The sequence below is a fragment of the Pseudomonas baetica genome (genome assembly GCF_051216495.1).
GTDB lineage: Bacteria > Pseudomonadota > Gammaproteobacteria > Pseudomonadales > Pseudomonadaceae > Aquipseudomonas > Aquipseudomonas baetica_B.
The window spans coordinates 100442-121995 of the sequence record NZ_JBPKAM010000004.1; the positions used below are offsets into that span (position 1 = coordinate 100442).

Genomic DNA, 21554 nt, shown 5'->3' on the forward strand with positions numbered 1-21554 from the left:
CTTGATCAGTCAGCACGAGGCTGGCTGTTCTTCTCGGTCAGCGTTTTGTCGTCGCTGATGGCGATGTGCGCACCGTTGTCCAGTTTGATCTGGCCGGCGGTCACGACCGTCTCGCCGTTTTGCACGCCTTTGGTGATCATCACCATGCCATCGCGACGCTCGCCGGTTTCAACGAAGCGCCGTTCGGCGATCAGCACAGGCTGGCCCTTGTCGTCTTTTTCCACGCTGCCGTCTTCGGCTTTCTTTGGGGCGGCGACATAGACCGAGTTGCCGTACAGCGTGTAGGTGATCGCGCTTTCAGGCACGAGGATACGCGGTTGCGGGTCGGGCAAAATGACTTGCAGGCTGGCGAACATGCCCGGCAGGAGTTTGCCGTCAGGGTTGGCCAGGGTGGCGCGGACCTGCACGTTGCGCGTGCTGTTTTCGACTTTCGGGTTGATCGCACTGATGGTGCCGGGGAACTCCTCGGTCGGAAACGCCGCGACAATGATCTTCACCGGCTGGCCGACGGCAATCTTCGGCACCGACTGCTCGGGCACGAAAAAATCGACGTAGAGGCTGCTGAGGTCTTGCAGGGTGGCAATCATGGTGCCGGTGGCCACGTAGTCGCCGACGTCCACCTGGCGTATGCCGATGGTGCCGCTGAAGGGCGCGAGGATGCTCTTTTTGCCGAGCGCAGCCTTGAGCTGGTTGACCGTGGCCTTGCTCTTTTTCAGGACCGCCGAGAGGCGGTCGAATTCGCCCTTGGAAATGGCCTGGCTGCCCACCAGTTGACTGCCGCGGGTGTAATCCACCTGGGCCAGGCCGAGGTCGGCCAGGGCGGTTTCGAGCAAGGCGCTTTCCACGGCGCTGTCGAGGCGGACGATGGGTTGGCCGGCCTTGACCTTCTGCCCCGATTCGAACTGCACATCGACGACGGTGCCGTCCGTCTCCAGGCTCAGGTCCACACCTTGCAGCGCCTTGAGCGTCCCGACGGTGGGCAAGCGGGCTTGCCATGGGCGCTCGGTCGCAGTGGCCACGGCGACGCTGATGGGCGGTTTCGGCGCGGAAAAGCCCTGGATCATCGTGTAGATGGAGAAGGCTTTGTACCCGGCCAGCACCAGCACGATCAGCAGAACAACACCCAACATGATCAGCATGCGGCGACGCAGCATATTTCCAGTTCCTTGGAGAAATCAGGCGAGACAGTGGGGCACATTACCGCGAGTGGGAAGGGGAATCCAACTGGCAGTTTTTACAGCTTGTGAGGAATTGGAACGTGAAAACCCTGAAAAGATCGCAGCCTGCGCAGAACGCAAAACCTGTAGGAGCGAGCATGCTCGCGAAGAACGTCAGGACAGCGCGGGCATTCAGACAGCCCGCATCAGCGTTGACGTCCATCGCGAGCATGCTCGCTCCTACAGGGTGTGACTACGCCATCAAGTGCAGATGGTTGTCCCAGAGCCCAGCCGGCAGCTCCAGCGGTTTTGCAACCAAATTTGTCTGGCGGCAATCGTAGTAGCGGCACCGCCCCTGGCCCGAGGTCACGACAAAACCATCGGCCACCGCACCCACTCCGGCGCAATCGGGAAGTGGCGCGTCCAGGCGCACTTCGCCGCTGTCCAGGTCCCAGATGAAGAAGCGGTTGCCCCGCGGCGCAGTCAACGCCACCAGGCGCAAGTCACTGTGCACCGCGACGCTGGCGGTGTAATGCCCCATGGCCTGCAGTTGGTGCTCGGGCACCGGGAACGCCACGAACGGTTGGCCGGGACGCTTGATCGCCAGCAGCTCCGACTGCTCATGGGCTGCCCCCATGAATTGCTGGCCGGCAACGATGGTGCCATCGCTGGCAATGCCCAGGTGGCGCACGCTGTTCATCTGCTGGGCGAGGGTTTCCTTGCTCAGTAGCGTGCCGTCGCGTTGCATCAGCACCAGGCTTGGCTCCATGGCGTTGAGGTTCATGTCGACGCGGCTTTCAGCCTCGGTGCGAATCCCGCCATTGGCCACTACCAGGGTTTCGCCATCGGGCATCCACGATACCTGATGCGGGCCCAGGCCATGGGTCGGGATCTCGCCGCTGTGCACCAGGCGTTCGCCTTCGAACTTGTACACGCCGAGCAAGCCGCGACCCGGATCCGTGGTGTCATTCTCAGTGGCATACAGCCAGTCGCCACTGTGGTGGATCACCGCGTGACCATAGAAGTGCCGGTTCGGCTGCGACGTCACGGTTTGCAGCAGCGTCCCGTCACGCAAGTCGATCAGGTAGCTCTCGGTCCCCGGACGCCGAGCGACGAACAGGGCGATCGGCAGCGTCGGGTGGTTGATGATGTCATGGCAGCGCTGCCCGACCCGGGTGGCAAACACCCGGGTACCATCCAGCCGATATCCGACGGCATAGTGCCTGCCGTCGGTATCGTCCCGTGCCGAGAGCAACAGAGGGCTCTGATCCTTGCGCTTGAACAGCGTCCAGCCGCCCAGTGTTACTGCTCCCAGCAGCAAACTACCTAAAGTCAGAGCCTGGCGTCGCAGCATGGCACTTGCCCTCATCAGTCACCGTCGTTGGCGTTGAAGCCCAGTTGGATGCCCAGCGCCTTGGCCAGTTCGCCTTCGTGCAGGCGGTGGACGACGTTGAGGCTGTCGTAGATATCGTTGAGTTGCTGGCGACCGGCGTCGTCATTGAGCATTTCGGTCAATGAACGCTGGTTGCTGGCGAACAGTTTCAGCGACGCGGCATAGGCGGCGTCGATCTTGTCGGCCAATGGCTTCTGATCGCTTGGCAGCAAGCCGCGAATACCTTTGTTGTCGACACCTTCCCACACCGTTTTGGCGGCAGCGAGGCTGGCTTCCATGCTCGTCAGGGACGACTGGCTGCGCCACGCGTCGGCCTGGAACGGTTGCGGCACGCCCTTGGTCTGACGGCCCATCGGCGTGCCGAGTTTTTTCTTCAGGCTGTCGAGGGCGGTGACTTGCACGCGCAGCAGATCGGCGATGGCTTCGTGGGAGTCGGCATAGCGCTGGTTGGGGAATTTGCTCATCTGCGCGAGCATGCCGTCGGTGTTGTTCCAGGTTTTCAGGATCTCTTCGGCCAGCTGTTTCTGACGCTCACCGATGGCGATCAATAGCGGGCAGTACTTGGCTTTCTGCTCGGCATTGGCCACGTCAGGCTTGCTGTCGAACAGAATGTACTCATAGGCCGACAGACCTTGAACCACAACGCTGGACTTGGCCAGTGCGGTGGCGTCGATCTGTGGCTGTGCGGTGACCAATTGTTCGACCTGACGGCCAACCAGGTTCTTCTTGTCCGGCCAGAACTGCACCTGCCACGAACGGTTGCCCTCGGCCAGCGGCCCGATCAGCAGCGGTTGCAACTCAGCCCAGGCTTTCTGCGCATGCAGGAAGTCGGCACGGGCGGTTTCCAGGGTTTCCTTGCCTTCGCAATAGGCGAGGGCGCTGACGGCCAGTTGACGGTCGGCTTCAACCCAGCGGGTATAGGTCGGCAGAATCACCGACTTGGCGATGGCAGCCGACGTGACGGCCTGCGGGTCCTGCGGCGAACAGGCGCCCAGGGCTAGCGCAGCAAGGCTGGTGAACAACAGTTTGGGACGGAACATGTCGGGCTCCCGCGGGTGGAATGCGTATTAAAGGGAATTCAAAAATGCCAGCAACGCAGCGCGCTGCTCGGCATTGAAAGTCAAAACCTGTTGCTGTGCCGCTTTTGCCTCGCCGCCATGCCAGAGCACGGCTTCGAGCAGGTTGCGGGCACGGCCGTCATGCAAATACTGGGTGTGGCCACTGACCGCTTCGGTCAAGCCGATGCCCCACAACGGCGGCGTGCGCCAGTCGCGGCCACCGGCCTGGAATTCGGAACGGTTGTCGGCCAGGCCGTCGCCCATGTCGTGCAGCAGCAGATCGGTATAAGGGCGAATTTCCTGATTGGCCAGTTCAGGTTCGGCGGCGTTGGCAGTGGTGGTGTATTTCGGTGTGTGACAGGACTGGCATCCGGCCTGGTAAAACAGATTCTTGCCGGCCAGCACTTCAGGCGCGCCGACATCACGGCGCGCCGGGACGGCGAGATTGCGGGTATAGAACAGCACCAGGCGCAGGATGTTGTCGCTGACTTCCGGCTCGCCATCGGCGCCGTTGCCATTCGGTGCTTGCTTGCAGGCGGTTTGCGCATCGGTGCAGTCATCAAAGGGACGCAGGCTGGTCGTGAGGCCCATGTCACCGGAAAACGCGTGCACATTTTGTTGATTGAGGTTCGGTTGCCCGGCCTTCCAGCCAAATCGCCCGAGGACGGTTTCTTGCCGGGCATCATCCCAGACCTGGTTCGGGCGACCGGCGATACCGTTGTTTTCCTTCGCCTGGGCCTCGGCATTGGCCAGGATGGCCGCTTCCGGAATGGCTTCCAGCAGACCCAGGCCAATCATCGGCGGTGCCACCCGGGCCGAAAAACGGGTGTCGGGATGCATCGCGCCATAGCCCAGCTGTGTGATGTTCAAGGTCGGCTTGCGCAGTTCGACTTCCGTTCCGTCCTTGAAGCGCACCGGCACCGGCGTGTAATCGACCCGCACCTTGCCTTCCGGGACGACGCCGGGCACCGCCATGTCCTGGAATTGCCCGCCGTAGACCGGCTCCGGCACCACGCCTTGTTGCTCGATGATTTTGGCGTAGGCCGGGGCATCGGGAATCGACAGTCGTACCAGCATCGACACGGCATTCTGTGCATCGGGTGCAGGCGGATGACCACGGCCATCCTTGATATGGCAGCCCTGGCAGGCATTGGTGTTGAACAACGGGCCGAGGCCGTCGCGGGCGGTGGTGGTCGACGGGGCGATCACCCAGGGATTGCGAAAGAAACTGTTGCCGACGCTGAAGTCCACGCGTCGCGAGGGTGGCAGGTTGGCTGATGGCAGCGAGAAGGCATTTTGATCGGTCTTGCGCACGGTCGTGCTGCCCCCGGAGCGGGCTTCACCGGGTTCTGCCTGGGTAAAACGCGGGGCGTCATCGCAGGCACTCAGGCCCAGGGCCAGAAACAGTGCGGACAAGCGAAGAGGCAGCGGGGGCATCAGACATCCTGCAAGACGAGTAAAACGAGGGCGCAAAGTCTAACAGGGCAGGGGGTTTTGAATAAGAGGAATTATCGTTTACTTGATGTGGGGCATTATTCATGAATACACCACAACCCCCTGTGGGAGCGAATGACAGGTACAAAAAAGGCGACCCGAAGGTCGCCTTTTTATTCAGCCAGCGTTGATCAGAATTCGTGATCAGCGTTGTCCGGGTTCAGGTCGGCGATGCCCAGCTTGCCGGCGGCGGCCTCGATCGAACCGGTCTGCTTGACCAGGGATGCGATGGCGTCACGGACGATCTGGTTGCCAGCGGTGTTGCCGGCAGCGATCAGTTGGTCGTAGTGCTCACCCTTGTTGGCGTGGTCGACGATGACCTGCATCTTGGCTTCGGTCGCAGCCAGGTCGGCTTTCAACGCGGTGTCGGCGGCCGGGTCGATTTTGGCTACCAGGGACGACAGGCTGGCGCCGGTCATTTTGGTGCCGTCTACACGGGTGTATTCGCCCAGGTACACGTTACGAACGCCTTTGGCATCGTAGAACTGCGAATTGTGGGTGTTGTCGCTGAAGCAGTCGTGTTCGTCTTCCGGGGAGTTGGCTTCCAGGGAAACCTTCATGCGCTCGCCCGCCAGTTCGCCCAGGGACAGGCTACCCATGCCGAACAGCATTTTGCGCAGGCCGCTTTCAGCCGGCTCGGCTTCCAGGGTGGCGCGGTAGTTGTCGGCCACGTTCGGCTTCCAGTTACCGACCATTTCCTCCAGGTCGCTGACCAGCAGTTGGGTCACGGACTTCAGGTAAGCGCGACGACGGTCGTTGTGGCCGCCGGTTGCGCCTTTGCCTTCCAGGTAGTCCGAAGCCGGACGGTTGCCGGCGCCAGGGCCGGTGCCGTTCAGGTCCTGGCCCCAGAGCAGGAATTCGATGGCGTGGTAGCCGGTGGCGACGTTGGCCTCGGAACCGCCCAGCTCGTTCAGGCTGGCGAGTTTTTCCGGGGTGATTTCCTTCACGTCGATCTTGTCTTCGCCGACCTGGATCTGGGTATTGGCGATGATGTTGGCAGTGGCGCCCGGGTTACCCAGCGCGTGCTCGTAGGATTTGTCGACGTAGTCGATCAGGCCTTCGTCCAGTGGCCAGGCGTTCACCTGACCTTCCCAGTCGTCGATGATGGTGTTGCCGAAGCGGAATACTTCACTCTGCAGGTAAGGAACACGGGCCGCGATCCAGGCAGCCTTGGCGGCTTTCAGGGTGTCGGCGTTCGGTTTGGCGAGGAAGGCGTCGACGGCGGTTTGCAGGGTCTTCGCAGTGGATTCGGCATCGCTGTAGACCGCGAAAACGATGTCGGCGTAGTGCGCGACAACGGCTTTGGCGGCGGCTTCATCGACCTTGCCGGCAGCGGCAGGCGCGGCGGCTGGAGTAGCCGGGGCAGCAGCAGTGCTGGCGGCTGGCGCAGGCGCGGCAGCTTTTTCTTTGTCTTTGCCTTCGCCGCAGCCGGCGAGGGAAATAGCGATGGCCAACAGACTGGCGGTAGCCAGAGGCATACGAATCATGGCGAACATCCTGCTTCGAGAGGGGGTGGTATGGCGCGACCGGCGCGCAAAACTGCGACATAATGCAAATCTTTCGCATTATGTGTAAAGGGTTGTGCTTGGAAATATTTCTTATTCAGACAGGCTTGTAGGAGCGAGCATGCTCGCGATGGAGGTCAACGATAACGCTGGGAACCTGAAGCCCCGCAGTGTCCTTGCGTTCATCGCGAGCATGCTCGCTCCTACAGGGATCAGATGGCTGCAATTACCAAATAGCGGCGTTACTGCGCTGGGCTTGCTTCAAATAAGCCCCCAACTCCCTGGCCGGCAGCGGTTTGCTGTAGTGATAACCCTGACCTTCGTGGCAGCCTTCGGAGATGATGTAGGCCTCTTGCTCGGCGGTTTCCACGCCCTCGGCGATCACCTGCATGCCCAGGCTTTTGCCCAGCTGGATGATGGCGCGAACGATGGTCGCATCGTCGTCGTCATCGAGCAGGTCCTGTACGAAGCTCTTGTCGATCTTGATCTTGTCCAGCGGCAGGCTTTTCAGATAGCTCAGTGACGAGTAGCCCGTACCGAAGTCGTCAATCGCGATCAGCGCGCCGGAGCGACGCAGGCTGAGCAGGTGCTGTGCGGCGGTGCTGATGTCTTCCATCAGGCCGGTTTCGGTGACCTCCAGCTCCAGGCTGCGTGGTGGCAGGCGATACATCTGCAGCAGGTTGTTGACCACCCGCGGCAATTCGGCGTGGTGCAGTTGCACGGTGGACAGGTTCACCGCCATGCGCAGGTCGCTGAAGCCTTGGTCATGCCAGTCGCGCAATTGCTTGCAGGCCTGATCCAGCACCCACTCGCCAATGGCAATGATGGTGCCGTTCTGTTCGGCCAGGGGGATGAACAGGTCCGGCGGAACCAGCCCGTGCTCCGGGTGTTGCCAGCGAATCAATGCCTCGACGCCGACCACCCGGTGATCGCGGTAGCTGATCTGCGGTTGATAGACGAGGAAGAACTGCTCGCGGGCCAGGGCATCGCGCAGGTCTTTTTCCAGTTCGCGGCGGCGGCGCATCTCGGTATCGACGCTGGCGATGTAGAACTGATAGCGGTTGCGCGAGCGAGTCTTGGCCAGGGTCATGGTCTGCTCGGCTTTTTGCAGCAGCTTCTCGGTGCTGTCGCCGTCTTCGGGGAACAGCGTGATGCCGATGGTGGCGCGCAGGCGGATTTCCTGATGATCGAGGGCAAAGGCCGCTTCCAGGTCATCGAGAATGCTTTGCGCCAGTTCCGCGGCTTCGTAGGGTTGTTCGATGTCGGCCTGCACCAGGGCGAACTGGTCGCCGCCGAGACGGGCGAGGGCACCCAGGCGTCCGCTGTGTGCCCGCAGGCGATCGGCCAGGGCCAGCAGCAACTGGTCGCCGGTCTGGTAGCTGAACTGTTCGTTGATGCCCTTGAAATCATCAAGACCGACACACAACACCGCGACCCGCCGCTGCAGTTTGCCGGCGTCGACGAGGATCTTGTCCAGTTGCGATTGCAATTGCTGGCGGTTGGGCAAGCCCGTGAGGAAATCGTACTGAGCCATGCGTAACAGGCTGTTTTCCGCTTCGTGGCGCAGATGGGTGTTGCGCTCGATGGATTCCAGCAACTGGTTGGCCGTGTTGATCCAGATGCCCAACTCGTTCTTTTCGTGGCCCTTGAGCAGGGGAATCTTGTGCTCGCTGGGGCGATCCGGATTGATTTCGGTCAGATGCTCGATGATCCGCGACAGCGGTTTGGTCAGCAGCCAGTGGTAGACCAGATACAACACCAGCCCCATGGCCAGGGCACGCAACACGCCGGAAATAAAGATGATCACCGAACTGACGATAAAACCTTGCCCGTAGGTCGCTGTGTCGAGGGTGATGCTCAAGTCACCGTAATACTCGCTGTAGGGGCCTCGTCCCACCAATTGCGTGGTGAACGTGCGCTCCTTGCCCAGGATCAGGTCGGTCAGCCAGCGACTGTTGGACTGCTGCAACTCGCGGGATTTTTGCGCGAGCATGGCTTCGTTGGGGTGGCCGATGGAGGCCTGGCGTACGGCGTCGTCCTGAAACAGGCCTTCGATCACCTGCATGCCCATTTCCCGGTCCAGGCTGTAGACGGCTTGGGTCGAAGGGTCGCGGAACATGTCGAGGATGCGTTCGGCATCGCCGGCGACGGCCTGGCGTGTTTTATAGGCATCGAAAACGATCTGTGCGCAGCTCAAGACCACGCCGACGATCAATGCCGACAGGAGCACGACCCGGAGCAACTTCACCGACAAGCTGTTCTTGAGTTCCAGCTTCAAAGGGTTATTCCTTGTTCCGTGCGGGTAGCATCAAGTTGCCATGAGTATTGGCAATCCCGTGATGGCAGTCAAAGGGACAATCATCCATGGGGAGTTTTGCCTGCAGCTTGGCCGATATGCTGTTGTCCGAGTAATTGTCCGATTAGCACTGTGTCGGTAGTCGAGTCCTTCAACTTGAGGGGGGGATGTGGAGATATTTTCCGTCTGTTTGATGTTAGACGGCCATGGCGTCGGAGCAAGGGGTTTAAGGCAGGTTTCATCGTGGGAATTTGGCCCGTTTCATGATTTTGGGCTATCCACTGTGTGCGAGCCAGCTCGTGAAGACGACCAATGACGCAGCCGTTTATCGTTCCATAAAAAAACCCGGCATAAAGCCGGGTTTTTTGACTGGCATCGAGCTTAAGCGGTGAAGGTTTTACCTTCGAACTGCTCAGCCACGAATTTCCAGTTAACCAGGTTCCAGAATGCTTCGACGTATTTTGGACGCAGGTTGCGGTAGTCGATGTAGTAGGCGTGTTCCCAGACGTCGCAGGTCAGCAGCGGAGTGTCGCCGTTGGTCAGCGGGTTGCCGGCGCCGATGGTGCTGGCCAGGGCCAGGGAACCGTCAGCCTTTTTCACCAGCCAGCCCCAGCCGGAACCGAAGGTGCCGATGGAGGTCTTGCTGAACTCTTCCTTGAACTTGTCGAACGAACCGAAAGCCGCGTTGATGGCTTCAGCCAGTGCGCCGGTAGGTTGACCGCCAGCGTTTGGCGCCAGGCAGTTCCAGTAGAAAGTGTGGTTCCAGACCTGAGCAGCGTTGTTGAAGATGCCGCCCGAGGAAGTCTTGACGATTTCTTCCAGGGTCTTGCCTTCGAACTCGGTGCCTGGCACCAGGTTGTTCAGGTTCACGACATAGGTGTTGTGGTGCTTGTCGTGGTGAAATTCCAGAGTTTCCTTGGAAATGTGCGGCTGCAGTGCATCGTGTGCGTAAGGCAGTGGCGGCAATTCGAAAGCCATGGTGGATCTCCTAATCAGGTCAGTTGCGGTGGGCGCAAGGCCGATCACGGGCGGCCAGACAAGCGCCGGTGAGTTTTGTACTCTTTGCGGCGCAGGTCTCGGATCATAGCACCGGGGGTGCGGCATAACCACGCAACAACTGTGTGGAATAGAGGTTCCAGAGCTGTTTGGAATAACTTAGCTGGCCATGATCAGTTGCAGCGCTACCGCAAACATCATCACGGCGACCAACAGATCAAGAATGCGCCAGGTACTGGGTCGAGCCAGCCATGGCGCCAGCCACGCAGCACCCAGGGCCAGGGTAAAGAACCACAGCAACGAAGCACTGGCCGCTCCCACCACATAAGCACCGGGTTCGGTTTGTTGCGCGCCGAGGGAGCCGATCAGTAAAACGGTGTCCAGATACACATGCGGGTTAAGCAGGGTCACGGCCAATGCGCTGAGCATCACTGCCCGCAGCGAACGAACGGTCTGGTTTTCCCCCTGTTGCAGACTTTGCTTTGAAAAGGCCCGGCGCAATGCCTGGCTGCCGTACCACACCAAAAACGCAGCGCCACCCCAACGGGCAATCGCCAGCAGGGTCGGATTCTGCGCCAGCACCGTTGCCAGACCGAATACCCCGGCGGCCACCAGAATTGCATCGCACGCCACGCAGAGCGCCGCTACTGGCAGGTGATGCTCACGTCGCAGACTCTGGGCCAGGACGAAAGCGTTCTGGGTGCCGATCGCCATGATCAGTCCGAAGGCCACCAACAGGCCATTTACATAGCTTTGCCACATGGTGGTTACTCCGCGTTGGCTGCGAGGTCGCGCAGCACTTGCAGGGCGCGCTCGGCGTCGGCCTGGCCGACGAACAAATGGTCGTGGTAATAGCCGGCGATCACGTTGCAACTGATGCCGGCGTTGCCCAATGCCGTGGCGAATGCGGCCGTCAGGCCGACGGCTTCGAGGGCCGAGTGCACGTTCAAGGTGATCCAGGCCGCGACGTAATCGAAACTGAAACCGGCACGTTCGGCGTGGGAGCGTTCGAGAATGACCGTCAGGCCTTCCTGTTCACGAAAGCTGCCAATGATGTCCAGGCCTGTGGGTAATTGCCCGTCGCGCAAGGTACAGAATACGTATTCGCCGGCGTTGAGTTGCGGGCTCATGCTGCGCAGCAGCGTTGCCAATGATGTTTCGCCAGCCATGTCGATGTTTCCTGTTCAAGAGTTCTTGCTGGCCATTTTCCGGCAGGACGCTGTATAAGAAAAACCAATAGTGCTGATCGCTCATTAGGAAAACTGATGTTCGACTATAAATTGCTTTCTGCCCTGGCCGCGGTGGTCGAGCAGGCAGGTTTCGAACGGGCTGCGCAGGTGCTGGGGTTATCGCAGTCCGCAATCTCCCAGCGCATTAAGTTGCTCGAGGCGCGAGTGGGCCAACCGGTGTTGGTGCGAGGGACGCCGCCATCTCCGACCGAGATTGGCCGGCGCCTGCTCAACCATGTGCAGCAGGTGCGATTGCTTGAGCGTGATTTGCAAAGCCTGGTACCGGCGCTGGACGAAGAGGGGCTGCCGGAGCGTCTGCGTATCGCGTTGAACGCCGACAGTCTGGCGACCTGGTGGGCACAGGCCGTGGGCGACTTTTGCGCAGAGCAACATTTACTGATGGACCTGATCGTCGAAGACCAGACCGTCGGCCTGAAACGCATGCGCGCCGGGGAAGTAGCCGCCTGCCTGTGTGCCAGCGAGCGACCGGTGGCGGGTGCCCGCAGTGTATTGCTCGGGGCGATGCGCTATCGCGCCTTGGCCAGCCCGGCTTTTATCGCCCGGCATTTTCCACAGGGCGTGCGCGCTGACCAGTTGGCCCGCACCCCGGCACTGGTCTTTGGTCCGGATGACTTCCTGCAGCATCGCTACCTGGCATCGCTCGGTGTCGATGGCGGATTCGAACACCACTTGTGCCCATCGTCCGAAGGCTTCATTCGTCTCACCGAAGCCGGCCTCGGCTGGGGGTTGGTGCCCGAGCTTCAGGTTCGCGAACAACTGGAGCGCGGCACTTTGCTGGAGCTTTTGCCAGATAAGCCGATCGACGTGCCGCTGTACTGGCATCATTGGCGCAATGGCGGCCAGTTACTGGGCTTGCTCACCGATCAATTGGTGCGCGCGTCGAAGCAATGCCTCGTGCCCTTCGGGCAGCTTTAAGCGTCAAGCTGCAAGCGGCAAGAGAAAAAACTGCGCATCATATTTAACTTGCAGCTTGAAGCTTGAAGCTTGCAGCTGTATCCGAAGGAATACCTCATGAAAATTCTGGTTACCGGCGCAAGCGGCTTCATCGGCGGGCGCTTTGCGCGTTTCGCCCTGGAGCAGGGCCTGGACGTGCGGGTCAACGGTCGCCGGGCCGAAGGTGTGGAGCATTTGGTGCGCCGTGGCGCCGAATTCGTCCAGGGCGACCTGAGCGACCCCGAACTCGCACGTGAGCTGTGCGCCGACGTCGAAGTCGTGGTGCATTGCGCCGGTGCAGTCGGCCTGTGGGGGCGCTATCAGGATTTTCATCTAGGCAACGTCCAGGTCACCGAGAACGTTGTCGAAGCCTGTCTGAAGCAGCGGGTTCGACGGCTGGTGCATTTGTCTTCGCCATCGATCTACTTCGACGGCCGCGACCACTTGGGCTTGACTGAAGAACAGGTGCCCAAGCGCTTCAAGCATCCCTACGCCGCCACCAAATACCTGGCCGAGCAAAAGGTGTTCGGCGCCCAGGAATTCGGCCTGGAAACCCTCGCGCTGCGCCCGCGTTTCGTGACGGGGGCTGGCGACATGAGCATTTTCCCGCGCCTGCTGAACATGCAGCGCAAGGGACGCCTGGCCATCATCGGTAACGGTCTGAACAAGGCCGATTTCACCAGCGTGCAGAACCTCAACGAAGCCTTGCTCAGCAGTTTGCTGGCCACGGGGTCGGCCTTGGGCAAGGTCTACAACATCAGCAACGGAGCCCCGATTCCTTTGTGGGACGTGGTCAATTACGTCATGCGCAAAATGGAAGTCCCACAGGTTACGCGCTACCGTTCCTACGGTTTGGCCTACACCGTTGCAGCGCTCAATGAAGGGGTGTGCAAGGTATGGCCGGGTCGACCTGAACCTACGTTGTCGCGACTGGGCATGCAGGTCATGAACAAAAATTTCACCCTGGACATCAGCCGCGCCCGGCATTATCTGGATTACGACCCGAAGGTCAGCCTGTGGACCGCCCTCGACGAGTTCTGCAGTTGGTGGAAGGCCCAGGACATTCGCTGAGCGGCCCCACACTGAACCGACTCCGGGGTTGAGGGTCAATCGGTGCGGCTGTGGGAGTTATACTCGCCGCATCACGCCATCACCGTTTCACAAAGGTTGACTCAATGTCCATGCGTAACGATGCCAACGACGACTTCGATATACCGAGCCTGCGTGCCGACAGCCTCGACGACGATGATTTTGTACCCACCACGCGTACCTCCGTGCATTCGCGCCCAGCGCCCGTGGTCAAGGTCAAGAGTGCGAGCACCGGACCGTTGTGGGCGCTGGTCGGCGCATTGTTCTTTGCGTTCGCCGGCCTGGCCTGGTGGAGCTTTCAGCAGATTTCGCTGATGGAGCAGCAACTGGTGGCGACCCAGGAAAGTTTCGCGCGCATCAGTGAGGAAGCGGCGGGGCGCTTGCAAGACATTTCCGGCAAGGTGGTCGCCAGCCAGACTAATGTCACCAGCGACAGCGAAGCCTTGAAGCTGCAAATCAGGCAGCTGGAAAGCAAACTGCAGGATCAGAGCAAGCAGCAGCAAGGCGTAGCGGGTCAGACCTCGGATCTGGACAAGCGTCTGGCACAGATGACCGCGCAAACCACCGAACTGGACAAACGCCTCGCGCAGGTCACCACTCAGGGTACGGCTCAAGGCACCGAGCAACAGGCCGTCAACACGCAATTGCAGGCCCAGGTCAAAGTCTTGATTGGCGACGTGGCTGCGCTGAAAGCCGCTCCTGCGGACTCTGAAAAATTCGACGCGCAACTGAAAAGCCTCGGTGCCGACATCAGCGCATTGAAGAAGCAAGGCAATCCGAGCGCCGCCATCGATCGGCTGGAGCAGGAAGTCGTCATCCTCAAAAGCCAGCAGGACAACCGTCCGACGCCGGCCCAAGGCTCGACCAACACCGCGGAATTCGACGCTTTCCGTAGCCAGGTCACCCGCAACATCAACACCCTTCAAGCGCAGATCCAGAACCTGCAACAGCAACTGCGCGCAAGGCAGTAATAGGCTGTATGCAGAACACCTGTGGCGAGGGAGCAAGCTCCCTCCCCACAAAAGCAGTTCCTGCACATCGCGATCCGCTGAATATCCATGTATGCCCCATTGCCGTCTACGCTCTTGAAACACCAACAAGAGCGGGGGATGCGCCATGGGGTTTCTGCACAAATTGGCCTGGTTGGGCAGCATGCTGCTGTTGAGTCTGGGCCAGGTTCAGGCCGCCAGCACGGAAAAGGCCGACAGTCAGGCGGCCATCGCCCTGCTGGAAAAGGCCCTGGCGTACTACCACGACAATGGCGACAAGGCCTTCGCCGCGTTCAGCCGTCAGGGCGAATTCGTCGACAAGGACCGATATGTGTTTGTCGTCGACACCAAGGGTGTGATGCTGGCCAGCGGCGGGCCATCAGCGGCGCTGATCGGGCGGGATGTGTCGGAGGTCCTGGGGCCGGATCTGCAGAAGTCCTTCAAGAACGCCCTGAGCGTGCCGGAGGGCAATGGCATTCAACAGGCAGAATACCGTTGGCAGAACTGGGGCGATGGCAAGGTCGAGCGCAAGCACGTGTACTACCAGCGCATCGGCCAGCGGATTATCGCGGTCGGCTATTACCTGCCACGGGCGTCGGCGGAACAGGCCATGGCCTTGCTCAATAAAGCGGCGACCGATCTGGCCAAGGACGAGAAGGGTACCTTGACGGCGATCAACTCGCTCAAGGGCGGCTATCTGCAGGATGACTTGTATGTGTTTGTCGTCGACCTCAACACCCAGCGTTATGTCGCCCACGGCACCAACCTGCGCTTGATCAACAGCGACTTCGGCAAAATCAAGGACCCGGAAGGCAAGCCGGTGGGCGAGCCGATCCTGGCGCTGATGAGCCAGCAGGATTATGGCGAGTACGACTACCGCTGGAAGAACCCGGTGACCTCGAAGGTCGAGGACAAGCATGCTTACCTGAAAAAGGTTGGGCATTTGCTGGTGGCTGTGGGGTATTACAGCCCTTGAATATGTGATGTATGTGATGACGCCTTCGCGAGCAGGCTCGCTCCCACAAGGACTGCGCAACTCCTGTGGGAGCGAGCCTGCTCGCGAATGATGGCGACGCGGTCTTTCTACCGAACCTTGTCCTCCCGCCCCCGCAACAACATGTTCGGCATGGCAATCGCCGCCGCGAGCCCCAGCAGCGACACCGCCGCACTGACCATCAGCAAATGCCGGAAGGTCAGCAGCAGCTCGGCGCGCAAGGCGTTCTGCGCATCTCCCGGGGCGGCGTTCAAGCCGTCCAGCAAGACATTGCCCGAATGCCCCTCGTTCATGAGCGACGAGCTGGCCAGGTGCGCGAAGCTCGAATCCTGCAACAGCGCCAGCAGCAATGCCGACATCAACGCCACACCCACCGCACCGCCCAGCGAACGGAACAGGTTGGTGGTGCTGGTGGCGACACCGATGTCCCGTTGTTCCACGGAATTCTGCGTACCCACCAGCGAGGTCGGGAATTGCATGCCCGAGGCGATCCCGCTAAGCAGCATGAACAGGCTGCTCAACACAAAGGCCTGGGGCGGGCTAAAGGCCATGCCGAGGATCGAGATCGGCATCAGGATCGCGCCGGTGAGAATCTGCGGTTTGTAGCGACCGGTTACTGAGGTGCGGCGCCCGGCGAAATATGCGCCAATCGGCAAACCCATGGCCAATGGCAGCAAATGCAGCGCGGCGCTGTCGGCCCCGGCGCCCGTGACGCTCTGGAAGCGCAGCGGCATCAGCACGATCAGCGAAATGGCCTGGAAACTGGTGAAGAAAATCGTGCACCAACACAATAGGGCATTGCGGTTGGCGAACAGGTGCATCGGCAGCAACGGCTCCCGCGCACGACGCTCATGCCAGACAAATACCGCCAGAATCAGCACGGCACAGGCGAAGAGACCGAGCACCTCGCTGCTGCGCCATGAATGCCCCTGACCAACCTGAGTGATACCGAGCAACAGCGCGGTCAGGCCGATAATCATCAGCAATGTGCCGAGGTAATCGATGACCGGTTTGCGCTGCGGAACCGGTAGCCCCACCAGATTACGTCGGGCCACCCACCAGGCGCCGAGCCCCAGCGGCAGATTGATCAGAAACACCCAACGCCAGGACAGGTATTCGGTCATGTACCCGCCGAGTACCGGACCGGCCACGCTGGCCACCGCGTACATGCTGCTGAAATAGCCTTGATAACGACCGCGCTCTCGCGGCGGCACGATGTCACCGATGATCGCCTGGCTGACGGAAATCATCCCGCCCGCGCCGATGCCCTGGAAAATCCGCGCCAGCACCAGTTGCTCCATGCTCTGGGCCATGCCGCAGAACAGCGATGCCAGGGTGAACAGCCCCATGCCGAACAGCATCAACTTGCGCCGTCCGTAAAGATCGCCCAGTTTGCCGTAGATCGGCACCGCCACGGTCATCGCCACCATGTACCCGGAAATCACCCAGGCCAACAGGCTGACGTCCTTGAATTGCGCGGAAATGGCCGGCATCGACACGGCGACGATGGTCTGGTCCAGCGCGCCGAGAAAGATCGCCATCATCAGGGCGACCAGCACGCTGCGAATGGCCGGTTTGGGCGTTTCGGGATGATTGAGATTGGTCACGGCAGAACCTGCGGGCAGTGATTGACCCGCAAGAGGCAAAGGCGAGCGGGGATGCTCGCCAGTGTAAGTCGATAGGGGCCTATTCGATAGCCTCATAAGGAAGCCCGACGTAATTTTCTGCGATGGATTTTCGACCGGCTTCGGAATCGACGAAGTAACTCAGCTCCGATTCGGCGATGCGTTGGCTGAAGGCATCGTGATCGTCGAAACGGTGCAACATCGAGGTCATCCACCAGGAAAACCGCTCGGCTTTCCATACCCGTCGCAGGCAGATTTCGGAGTATTTCCCCAGAAAATCGACACGGTTTTCCCGGTAAACCTTCAGCAGGATATTGAACAAGGTACTGACGTCGCTGGCCGCCAGGTTCAAGCCCTTGGCCCCAGTGGGCGGGACAATGTGCGCGGCGTCGCCGACCAGGAACATCCGTCCGTACTGCATGGGTTCGACCACGAAGCTGCGCAGCGGCGCGATGCTTTTTTCGATGGACGATCCGGTCACCAGTTTTTCAGCCAAGTCATCTGGCAGACGGGTCTTGAGTTCATCCCAGAAGCGTTGATCAGACCAGTCCTCGACCTTTTCATCGGCCGGGACCTGCAGGTAATAACGGGTGCGCGTTGCCGAGCGCATGCTGCACAGGGCGAAGCCGCGTTCGTGGCGAGCGTAGACCAGCTCCTCGTGGACCGGCGGGGTGTCGGCCAGGATGCCTAGCCAGCCAAACGGATAGACCCGTTCGAACACCTTCAGGCAATCGGCGGGAATCGACTGACGCGCCACACCGTGGAAACCGTCGCAACCGGCGATGTATTCGCAATCGAGTCGGTACTGCTCGCCATCCTTCTCGAAAGTGACGAAGCATTCTTCAGTTTTCATGCCGTGGGGCACGACGTTGCTGGCTTGATAAATCGTCTGCGCACCGGCCTCCCGACGAGCGGCCATCAAGTCGCGGGTGACTTCGGTCTGACCGTAGATCATCACGGTCCTGCCGTCGGTGAGGGCTTGCAGATCGATGTGTACGCGACGACCATCGAGAGCCAGTTCGAATCCGCCATGGACCAACCCTTCGGCATCCATGCGCTGACCCACACCGGCCTGGCGCAACAGCTCTACCATGCCTTGCTCGAGGACGCCCGCACGGATGCGCCCGAGTACGTAATCCGGCGCCTGGCGTTCGAGTATCAGGGTGTCGATACCGGCGTTGTGCAGCAATTGACCGAGTAAAAGGCCGGAGGGACCGGCACCGATGATGGCAACTTGGGTTTTCAGCATTTTCATTGTTGTTATGACTCGCAAGCTTCACGCGACCAGGGCCGGTGAGTGATTTTTATGGATCGAGTGCTTGCATTTTTCCTTCGCGGGTCTGTCAATTGAAGGTGAAAACTGAGCAGATACCTGTACATTTTGCCAATCGGTGCGATTATCGCCCTTCATCTAATTCCGAGGCCTGGATTGAAGTGATGAACAAGCCTGACCTGCCTTCGATTCCAGTGTTCAAGCTCTACGGTGAAAGCCTGGATTGGCCAACCCCGGACTTGCTGCACTGTGAAACCATCTCCAAACGCAGCCGCGAACATCAATGGGAAATCAAACCCCACCGCCACGCCGATCTATGCCAGTTACTCTTCGTTTTCAAAGGTCAGGCAGAGCTTGAAATCGAAGGCAAACGTACGCAACTGAGCGAACCGGCGATTCTGGTCATGCCACCGTTATCGGTGCATGGCTATCGTTTTTCCGAAGACGTCGAAGGATTCGTCGTGACCCTGGCCGCGCCATTGGTCGCCCATCTCCAGGCGCAACTGGGTAACTCGGTCAATGCCCTGGCGCAGGCTGAAAGCTATCTGGCCGGCAAGGACAGCGAGTACCTCAACAGCCTGTTTTCGGCCTTGCAAACCGAGTACACCGGTCACCAACCGGCGCGGGAAATGCTCATGCATTCGCTGGTCAGCGTGATCATGGTGTGGGTCAGCCGCCAGGTGATCCAGCGCCACTCGGCCACACAACGGCCGCAGCGTGCCCGGGAATACCTCAACGGTTTCATTCAACTGGTGGAAGAGACCTATCGCCAGCACGTCAAGGTCGAAGACCTGGCCCATCGATTGGGCATTTCCGTGTCCCACCTCAATGGCACTTGCCGCGAGCTGGCGGGGCAGCCGGCGTTGCAGATCATGCACGAACGGCAGTTGCTGGAGGCCAAGCGCTTGCTGACCTACACCAGCATGACCATTTATGAGATGTCGGACGTGTTGGGGTTCTCGGACCCGACCAACTTCACGCGCCTGTTCCGGCGACGGGTAGGCATTTCGCCCAAGGCCTTTCGCGACCGCTTGAAGGCGGATCAGGACAACCGGTCCTGACGCCTTCTTTAACGCAAGGCGTTGAGGGTCGCGTTGTGGGGAATGCAGCGCTCGAAATTGCAGCTGGCGTATTCACGGGGCAGGTTGCGCAACTGCTCTACGCGCCAGGCTGCGGCGCCGTATAAGCCGAGCGTCACCGCGCAGGTGATGAAAATGGCGAGGTATCTTCTTGTTCTGGTGTTCATGGCATGGACCTCTGAACGAATACCCTTGGGTATTACCTTGAGCATAGGTCAGGGGTGGTGAGATGCCAGCGGTCCGGCATGCGGTTGTAAGCCGGTATTCAGAACACTGATGTTCCCTGTGGGAGCTGGCTTGCCAGCGATAGCAGACTGTCAGTCAGCATCATTGTTGAATGTGCCGACGCCATCGCCGGCAAGCCAGCTCCCACAGGGACAGTGTTTACAGGCCAGCATCCCACGCAGGCTCCTCGGGAAACCTCACCACCAGAAAATCCAGCAGGCTGCGCAACGCCGCCGACATGTGTTTTCGCGAGGCATACACCGCGTACACATTCATTTGCCGCGGTTCGGCCCGGGGCAGCAGGCGAACCAGTTCACCGCTATGGATGTGCACCCCGGCCTGATAAGTGGGCAGCATCGCCACCCCGGCGCCGGCCATCGCTGCTCGCAGCAACGTGCTGGCTTCGTTGGCGCTGATATTGCCCTGTACCGGCACCGAGACCTGCTCGCCATCCTGTTCGAAATGCCAGAGGCTTTTGCCGAAGTAGGAGTGGGTCAGGCAATTGTGCTGGCTCAGGTCTTCGACCCGTTGCGGCGTCGAATGCTCGCGAAGGTAAGCAGGGGCGGCGCAGATCACCGAACGGCAGACGGTCAGTCGACGCGCGATCAGGTTGGGGTCCAGGTCGCTGCTGGTGCGAATCGCCAGGTCGATGCGCTCATCCACCAGGTTTACCGTGCGGTCGAGCATCTGCAGGTCGATGCTGACGCCGGGGTAGCGTTTGACGTAGGCCGCCATCGCATCGGCCAATTGCGCCTGTCCGAACGAAGTGCTGACGCTGATCCGCAGCAGGCCGCGCGGCGCTTCGTCCGGCTCGCTGACGGCGGCTTGCATGTCGGTGGACAACTCAAGCATCTGTCGACATCGGGGCAGCACTTCGCTGCCGGCAGCGGTCAGGCTCAACTTGCGGGTGGTGCGGTGCATCAGGCGCGCGCCGACCCAATCCTCCAGTTCCGCCAGATAGCGGGAAACCACCGGCCGCGACAGCTCCAGATGATCGGCGGCGGCCGACTGGCTGCCGAGGTCGACCACCGTGACGAACACCCGCATTGTTTGTAGACGATCCATGATTTGCCCGATTTCAGAAACAAACTATGTCCAAGCATCGCATTTTTTGTACTGAGTCAGGCAACTAAGCTCTCGTTCATCGCCAAGCATGGCATTCGGACCACGGAGCAACAGATGATCGGCTTCACCTCTCTCATACGCATTTTCCTCGCCAGCGCCCTGGGTTTTGCCGCCCACACCAACGCCTCGACGCTGACGCTGGACGTCTACAACCCCGGCGATAAAGCGATTTTTCCGGTGACTTCGGTGCTGGTCAGCGGTGAGAAGGACGCGATATTGGTGGACGCGCAATTCGGCAAATCCCAGGCCGAACAGGTGGTGGAAAAAATCCGCGCCAGCGGCAAGCAACTGACCACCATCTACATCAGCCACGGCGACCCGGATTACTACTTCGGTCTCGACACTCTGACCGCTGCATTCCCCAAGGCCAAGGTGCTCGCGTCGCAGCCAACCGTGGATCACATCAAACAAACCGTCGAAGGCAAGCGGGCGTTCTGGGGGCCGAAGCTGGGGGCTGACGCGCCAGCCAAAACCATCGTGCCGGATGTACTCAAGGGTGACAGCCTGATCCTCGAAGGGCAGAAGTTGCAGGTGGTCGGTCTGGAAGGCAAACAACCGGATCGCAGCTTTGTCTGGATTCCGTCGATCAAGGCCGTGGTCGGTGGTGTGGTCGTGGCTGAAAACATCCACGTGTGGATGGCCGATACCCAGACACCGCAGTCCCATGCCGATTGGTTGGCTACGCTGCATTCGATCGAAACCCTGAAACCGAACACCGTCGTGCCGGGTCACTACCTCGGCGAGAGCGCCCGGTCTCTGTCTGCTGTGCAGTTCACCGCCGACTACATCAAAGCCTTCGACGAAGAAACCGCCAGGTCCAAGGATTCCGCCGCCTTGATCGCCGCGATGAAAAAACGCTTCCCGGCACTGGGCGAAGAAAGTTCGCTGGAGCTGAGTGCCAAGGTCGCCAAGGGTGAGATGAAGTGGTAACCCGCTTTACTTAGCGGCTTTTGTGGGGGGGGGGGGGGGTGCCCCCCCCCACAAACCCCTTTGTTGCCACCCAAACCCACCCCAACCCCCCCAGAAAAACACCACAAAAACCCCCCACCCCCATTTCCCCCCCCACTCCCCGC

The 21554-nt window shown here is 60.3% G+C and carries 19 protein-coding genes; 6 read left to right on the top strand and 13 right to left on the bottom strand.

Features of this window, described 5'->3' with window-relative positions:
• Nucleotides 1-5: 5 nt before the first annotated feature.
• The 9 genes from ACSFE6_RS03505 to ACSFE6_RS03545 form a co-directional block, all read right to left on the bottom strand.
• Entirely contained in the window at nucleotides 6-1154 is a 1149-nt protein-coding gene (locus ACSFE6_RS03505) for an efflux RND transporter periplasmic adaptor subunit (protein WP_435426287.1), read from the bottom strand.
• 256 nt (nucleotides 1155-1410) lie between these two features.
• Nucleotides 1411-2511, bottom strand: coding sequence for a DUF1513 domain-containing protein (locus ACSFE6_RS03510; RefSeq protein WP_435426288.1), 1101 nt, complete (start codon nucleotides 2509-2511; stop codon nucleotides 1411-1413).
• A 14-nt stretch (nucleotides 2512-2525) separates the two neighbouring features.
• Entirely contained in the window at nucleotides 2526-3590 is a 1065-nt protein-coding gene (locus ACSFE6_RS03515) for an imelysin family protein (RefSeq protein ID WP_435426289.1), read from the bottom strand.
• Nucleotides 3591-3617: 27 nt separating this feature from the next.
• Nucleotides 3618-5045 carry a di-heme oxidoredictase family protein gene (locus tag ACSFE6_RS03520; RefSeq protein WP_435426290.1) on the bottom strand — a complete coding sequence of 476 codons (1428 nt, stop codon included), beginning with the start codon at nucleotides 5043-5045 and terminating at the stop codon, nucleotides 3618-3620.
• A 188-nt stretch (nucleotides 5046-5233) separates the two neighbouring features.
• A complete protein-coding gene (locus ACSFE6_RS03525) occupies nucleotides 5234-6589 on the bottom strand; it encodes an imelysin family protein (RefSeq protein ID WP_435426291.1) in 1356 nt (451 codons plus the stop codon).
• A gap of 244 nt (nucleotides 6590-6833) precedes the next feature.
• Nucleotides 6834-8885, bottom strand: coding sequence for a putative bifunctional diguanylate cyclase/phosphodiesterase (locus ACSFE6_RS03530; protein WP_435426292.1), 2052 nt, complete (start codon nucleotides 8883-8885; stop codon nucleotides 6834-6836).
• Between the two features lie 399 nt (nucleotides 8886-9284).
• The gene (locus ACSFE6_RS03535; RefSeq protein WP_008022038.1) at nucleotides 9285-9881 is read right to left on the bottom strand and encodes a superoxide dismutase; all 597 of its coding nucleotides are present in this window, start codon (nucleotides 9879-9881) and stop codon (nucleotides 9285-9287) included.
• Between the two features lie 177 nt (nucleotides 9882-10058).
• Nucleotides 10059-10661, bottom strand: coding sequence for a LysE/ArgO family amino acid transporter (locus ACSFE6_RS03540; protein ID WP_435426293.1), 603 nt, complete (start codon nucleotides 10659-10661; stop codon nucleotides 10059-10061).
• A gap of 5 nt (nucleotides 10662-10666) precedes the next feature.
• Complete coding sequence (locus tag ACSFE6_RS03545; protein WP_435426294.1) at nucleotides 10667-11068, bottom strand: ACT domain-containing protein; 402 nt, start codon at nucleotides 11066-11068, stop codon at nucleotides 10667-10669.
• Nucleotides 11069-11164: 96 nt separating this feature from the next.
• Between ACSFE6_RS03545 and ACSFE6_RS03550 the strand changes: the two genes are divergently transcribed.
• From ACSFE6_RS03550 to ACSFE6_RS03565, 4 genes are all read left to right on the top strand, one after another.
• Nucleotides 11165-12064 (top strand): LysR family transcriptional regulator ArgP, encoded by a 900-nt coding sequence (locus ACSFE6_RS03550; RefSeq protein WP_435426295.1) that lies wholly within the window; start codon nucleotides 11165-11167, stop codon nucleotides 12062-12064.
• A 96-nt stretch (nucleotides 12065-12160) separates the two neighbouring features.
• On the top strand, nucleotides 12161-13153 hold the full coding sequence (locus tag ACSFE6_RS03555; protein WP_435426296.1) for an NAD-dependent epimerase/dehydratase family protein: 993 nt from the start codon (nucleotides 12161-12163) through the stop codon (nucleotides 13151-13153).
• A gap of 104 nt (nucleotides 13154-13257) precedes the next feature.
• Nucleotides 13258-14142: an ATPase gene (locus ACSFE6_RS03560; protein WP_435426297.1), complete on the top strand. Its 885-nt coding sequence runs from the start codon at nucleotides 13258-13260 to the stop codon at nucleotides 14140-14142.
• A gap of 145 nt (nucleotides 14143-14287) precedes the next feature.
• Entirely contained in the window at nucleotides 14288-15136 is an 849-nt protein-coding gene (locus tag ACSFE6_RS03565) for a cache domain-containing protein (protein WP_435426298.1), read from the top strand.
• Between the two features lie 107 nt (nucleotides 15137-15243).
• Here the strand turns inward: ACSFE6_RS03565 and ACSFE6_RS03570 are convergent, their stop codons facing one another.
• Nucleotides 15244-16761 carry an MDR family MFS transporter gene (locus ACSFE6_RS03570; protein ID WP_435426299.1) on the bottom strand — a complete coding sequence of 506 codons (1518 nt, stop codon included), beginning with the start codon at nucleotides 16759-16761 and terminating at the stop codon, nucleotides 15244-15246.
• Between the two features lie 79 nt (nucleotides 16762-16840).
• On the bottom strand, nucleotides 16841-18034 hold the full coding sequence (pobA, locus tag ACSFE6_RS03575) for a 4-hydroxybenzoate 3-monooxygenase (RefSeq protein ID WP_435426300.1): 1194 nt from the start codon (nucleotides 18032-18034) through the stop codon (nucleotides 16841-16843).
• 182 nt (nucleotides 18035-18216) lie between these two features.
• Here pobA and ACSFE6_RS03580 point away from each other — a divergent pair, with 182 nt between their 5' ends.
• Nucleotides 18217-19113 carry a helix-turn-helix domain-containing protein gene (locus tag ACSFE6_RS03580; protein WP_435426301.1) on the top strand — a complete coding sequence of 299 codons (897 nt, stop codon included), beginning with the start codon at nucleotides 18217-18219 and terminating at the stop codon, nucleotides 19111-19113.
• Between the two features lie 8 nt (nucleotides 19114-19121).
• Here ACSFE6_RS03580 and ACSFE6_RS03585 read toward each other — a convergent pair whose 3' ends face one another.
• Nucleotides 19122-19298 carry a hypothetical protein gene (locus ACSFE6_RS03585; RefSeq protein WP_435426302.1) on the bottom strand — a complete coding sequence of 59 codons (177 nt, stop codon included), beginning with the start codon at nucleotides 19296-19298 and terminating at the stop codon, nucleotides 19122-19124.
• Nucleotides 19299-19515: 217 nt separating this feature from the next.
• A complete protein-coding gene (locus ACSFE6_RS03590) occupies nucleotides 19516-20421 on the bottom strand; it encodes a LysR family transcriptional regulator (protein ID WP_435426303.1) in 906 nt (301 codons plus the stop codon).
• Nucleotides 20422-20535: 114 nt separating this feature from the next.
• On the opposite strand from ACSFE6_RS03590, the gene ACSFE6_RS03595 reads away from it, so the two are divergent.
• Nucleotides 20536-21411, top strand: a complete 876-nt coding sequence (locus tag ACSFE6_RS03595; RefSeq protein ID WP_435426304.1) for an MBL fold metallo-hydrolase — start codon at nucleotides 20536-20538, stop codon at nucleotides 21409-21411.
• The last annotated feature ends 143 nt before the right edge of the window (nucleotides 21412-21554 follow it).

What these genes read in the sequence shown, in the direction of transcription:
- ACSFE6_RS03525 (WP_435426291.1), bottom strand. Translation starts at nt 6,589, where the DNA reads ATGATTCGTATGCCTCTGGCTACCGCCAGTCTGTTGGCCATCGCTATT.
- ACSFE6_RS03540 (WP_435426293.1), bottom strand. Translation starts at nt 10,661, where the DNA reads ATGTGGCAAAGCTATGTAAATGGCCTGTTGGTGGCCTTCGGACTGATC.
- ACSFE6_RS03550 (WP_435426295.1), top strand. Translation starts at nt 11,165, where the DNA reads ATGTTCGACTATAAATTGCTTTCTGCCCTGGCCGCGGTGGTCGAGCAG.
- ACSFE6_RS03555 (WP_435426296.1), top strand. Translation starts at nt 12,161, where the DNA reads ATGAAAATTCTGGTTACCGGCGCAAGCGGCTTCATCGGCGGGCGCTTT.
- ACSFE6_RS03520 (WP_435426290.1), bottom strand. Translation starts at nt 5,045, where the DNA reads ATGCCCCCGCTGCCTCTTCGCTTGTCCGCACTGTTTCTGGCCCTGGGC.
- pobA (WP_435426300.1), bottom strand. Translation starts at nt 18,034, where the DNA reads ATGAAAATGCTGAAAACCCAAGTTGCCATCATCGGTGCCGGTCCCTCC.
- ACSFE6_RS03505 (WP_435426287.1), bottom strand. Translation starts at nt 1,154, where the DNA reads ATGCTGCGTCGCCGCATGCTGATCATGTTGGGTGTTGTTCTGCTGATC.
- ACSFE6_RS03580 (WP_435426301.1), top strand. Translation starts at nt 18,217, where the DNA reads ATGAACAAGCCTGACCTGCCTTCGATTCCAGTGTTCAAGCTCTACGGT.
- ACSFE6_RS03535 (WP_008022038.1), bottom strand. Translation starts at nt 9,881, where the DNA reads ATGGCTTTCGAATTGCCGCCACTGCCTTACGCACACGATGCACTGCAG.
- ACSFE6_RS03585 (WP_435426302.1), bottom strand. Translation starts at nt 19,298, where the DNA reads ATGAACACCAGAACAAGAAGATACCTCGCCATTTTCATCACCTGCGCG.
- ACSFE6_RS03510 (WP_435426288.1), bottom strand. Translation starts at nt 2,511, where the DNA reads ATGCTGCGACGCCAGGCTCTGACTTTAGGTAGTTTGCTGCTGGGAGCA.
- ACSFE6_RS03565 (WP_435426298.1), top strand. Translation starts at nt 14,288, where the DNA reads ATGGGGTTTCTGCACAAATTGGCCTGGTTGGGCAGCATGCTGCTGTTG.
- ACSFE6_RS03515 (WP_435426289.1), bottom strand. Translation starts at nt 3,590, where the DNA reads ATGTTCCGTCCCAAACTGTTGTTCACCAGCCTTGCTGCGCTAGCCCTG.
- ACSFE6_RS03590 (WP_435426303.1), bottom strand. Translation starts at nt 20,421, where the DNA reads ATGGATCGTCTACAAACAATGCGGGTGTTCGTCACGGTGGTCGACCTC.
- ACSFE6_RS03595 (WP_435426304.1), top strand. Translation starts at nt 20,536, where the DNA reads ATGATCGGCTTCACCTCTCTCATACGCATTTTCCTCGCCAGCGCCCTG.
- ACSFE6_RS03545 (WP_435426294.1), bottom strand. Translation starts at nt 11,068, where the DNA reads ATGGCTGGCGAAACATCATTGGCAACGCTGCTGCGCAGCATGAGCCCG.
- ACSFE6_RS03560 (WP_435426297.1), top strand. Translation starts at nt 13,258, where the DNA reads ATGTCCATGCGTAACGATGCCAACGACGACTTCGATATACCGAGCCTG.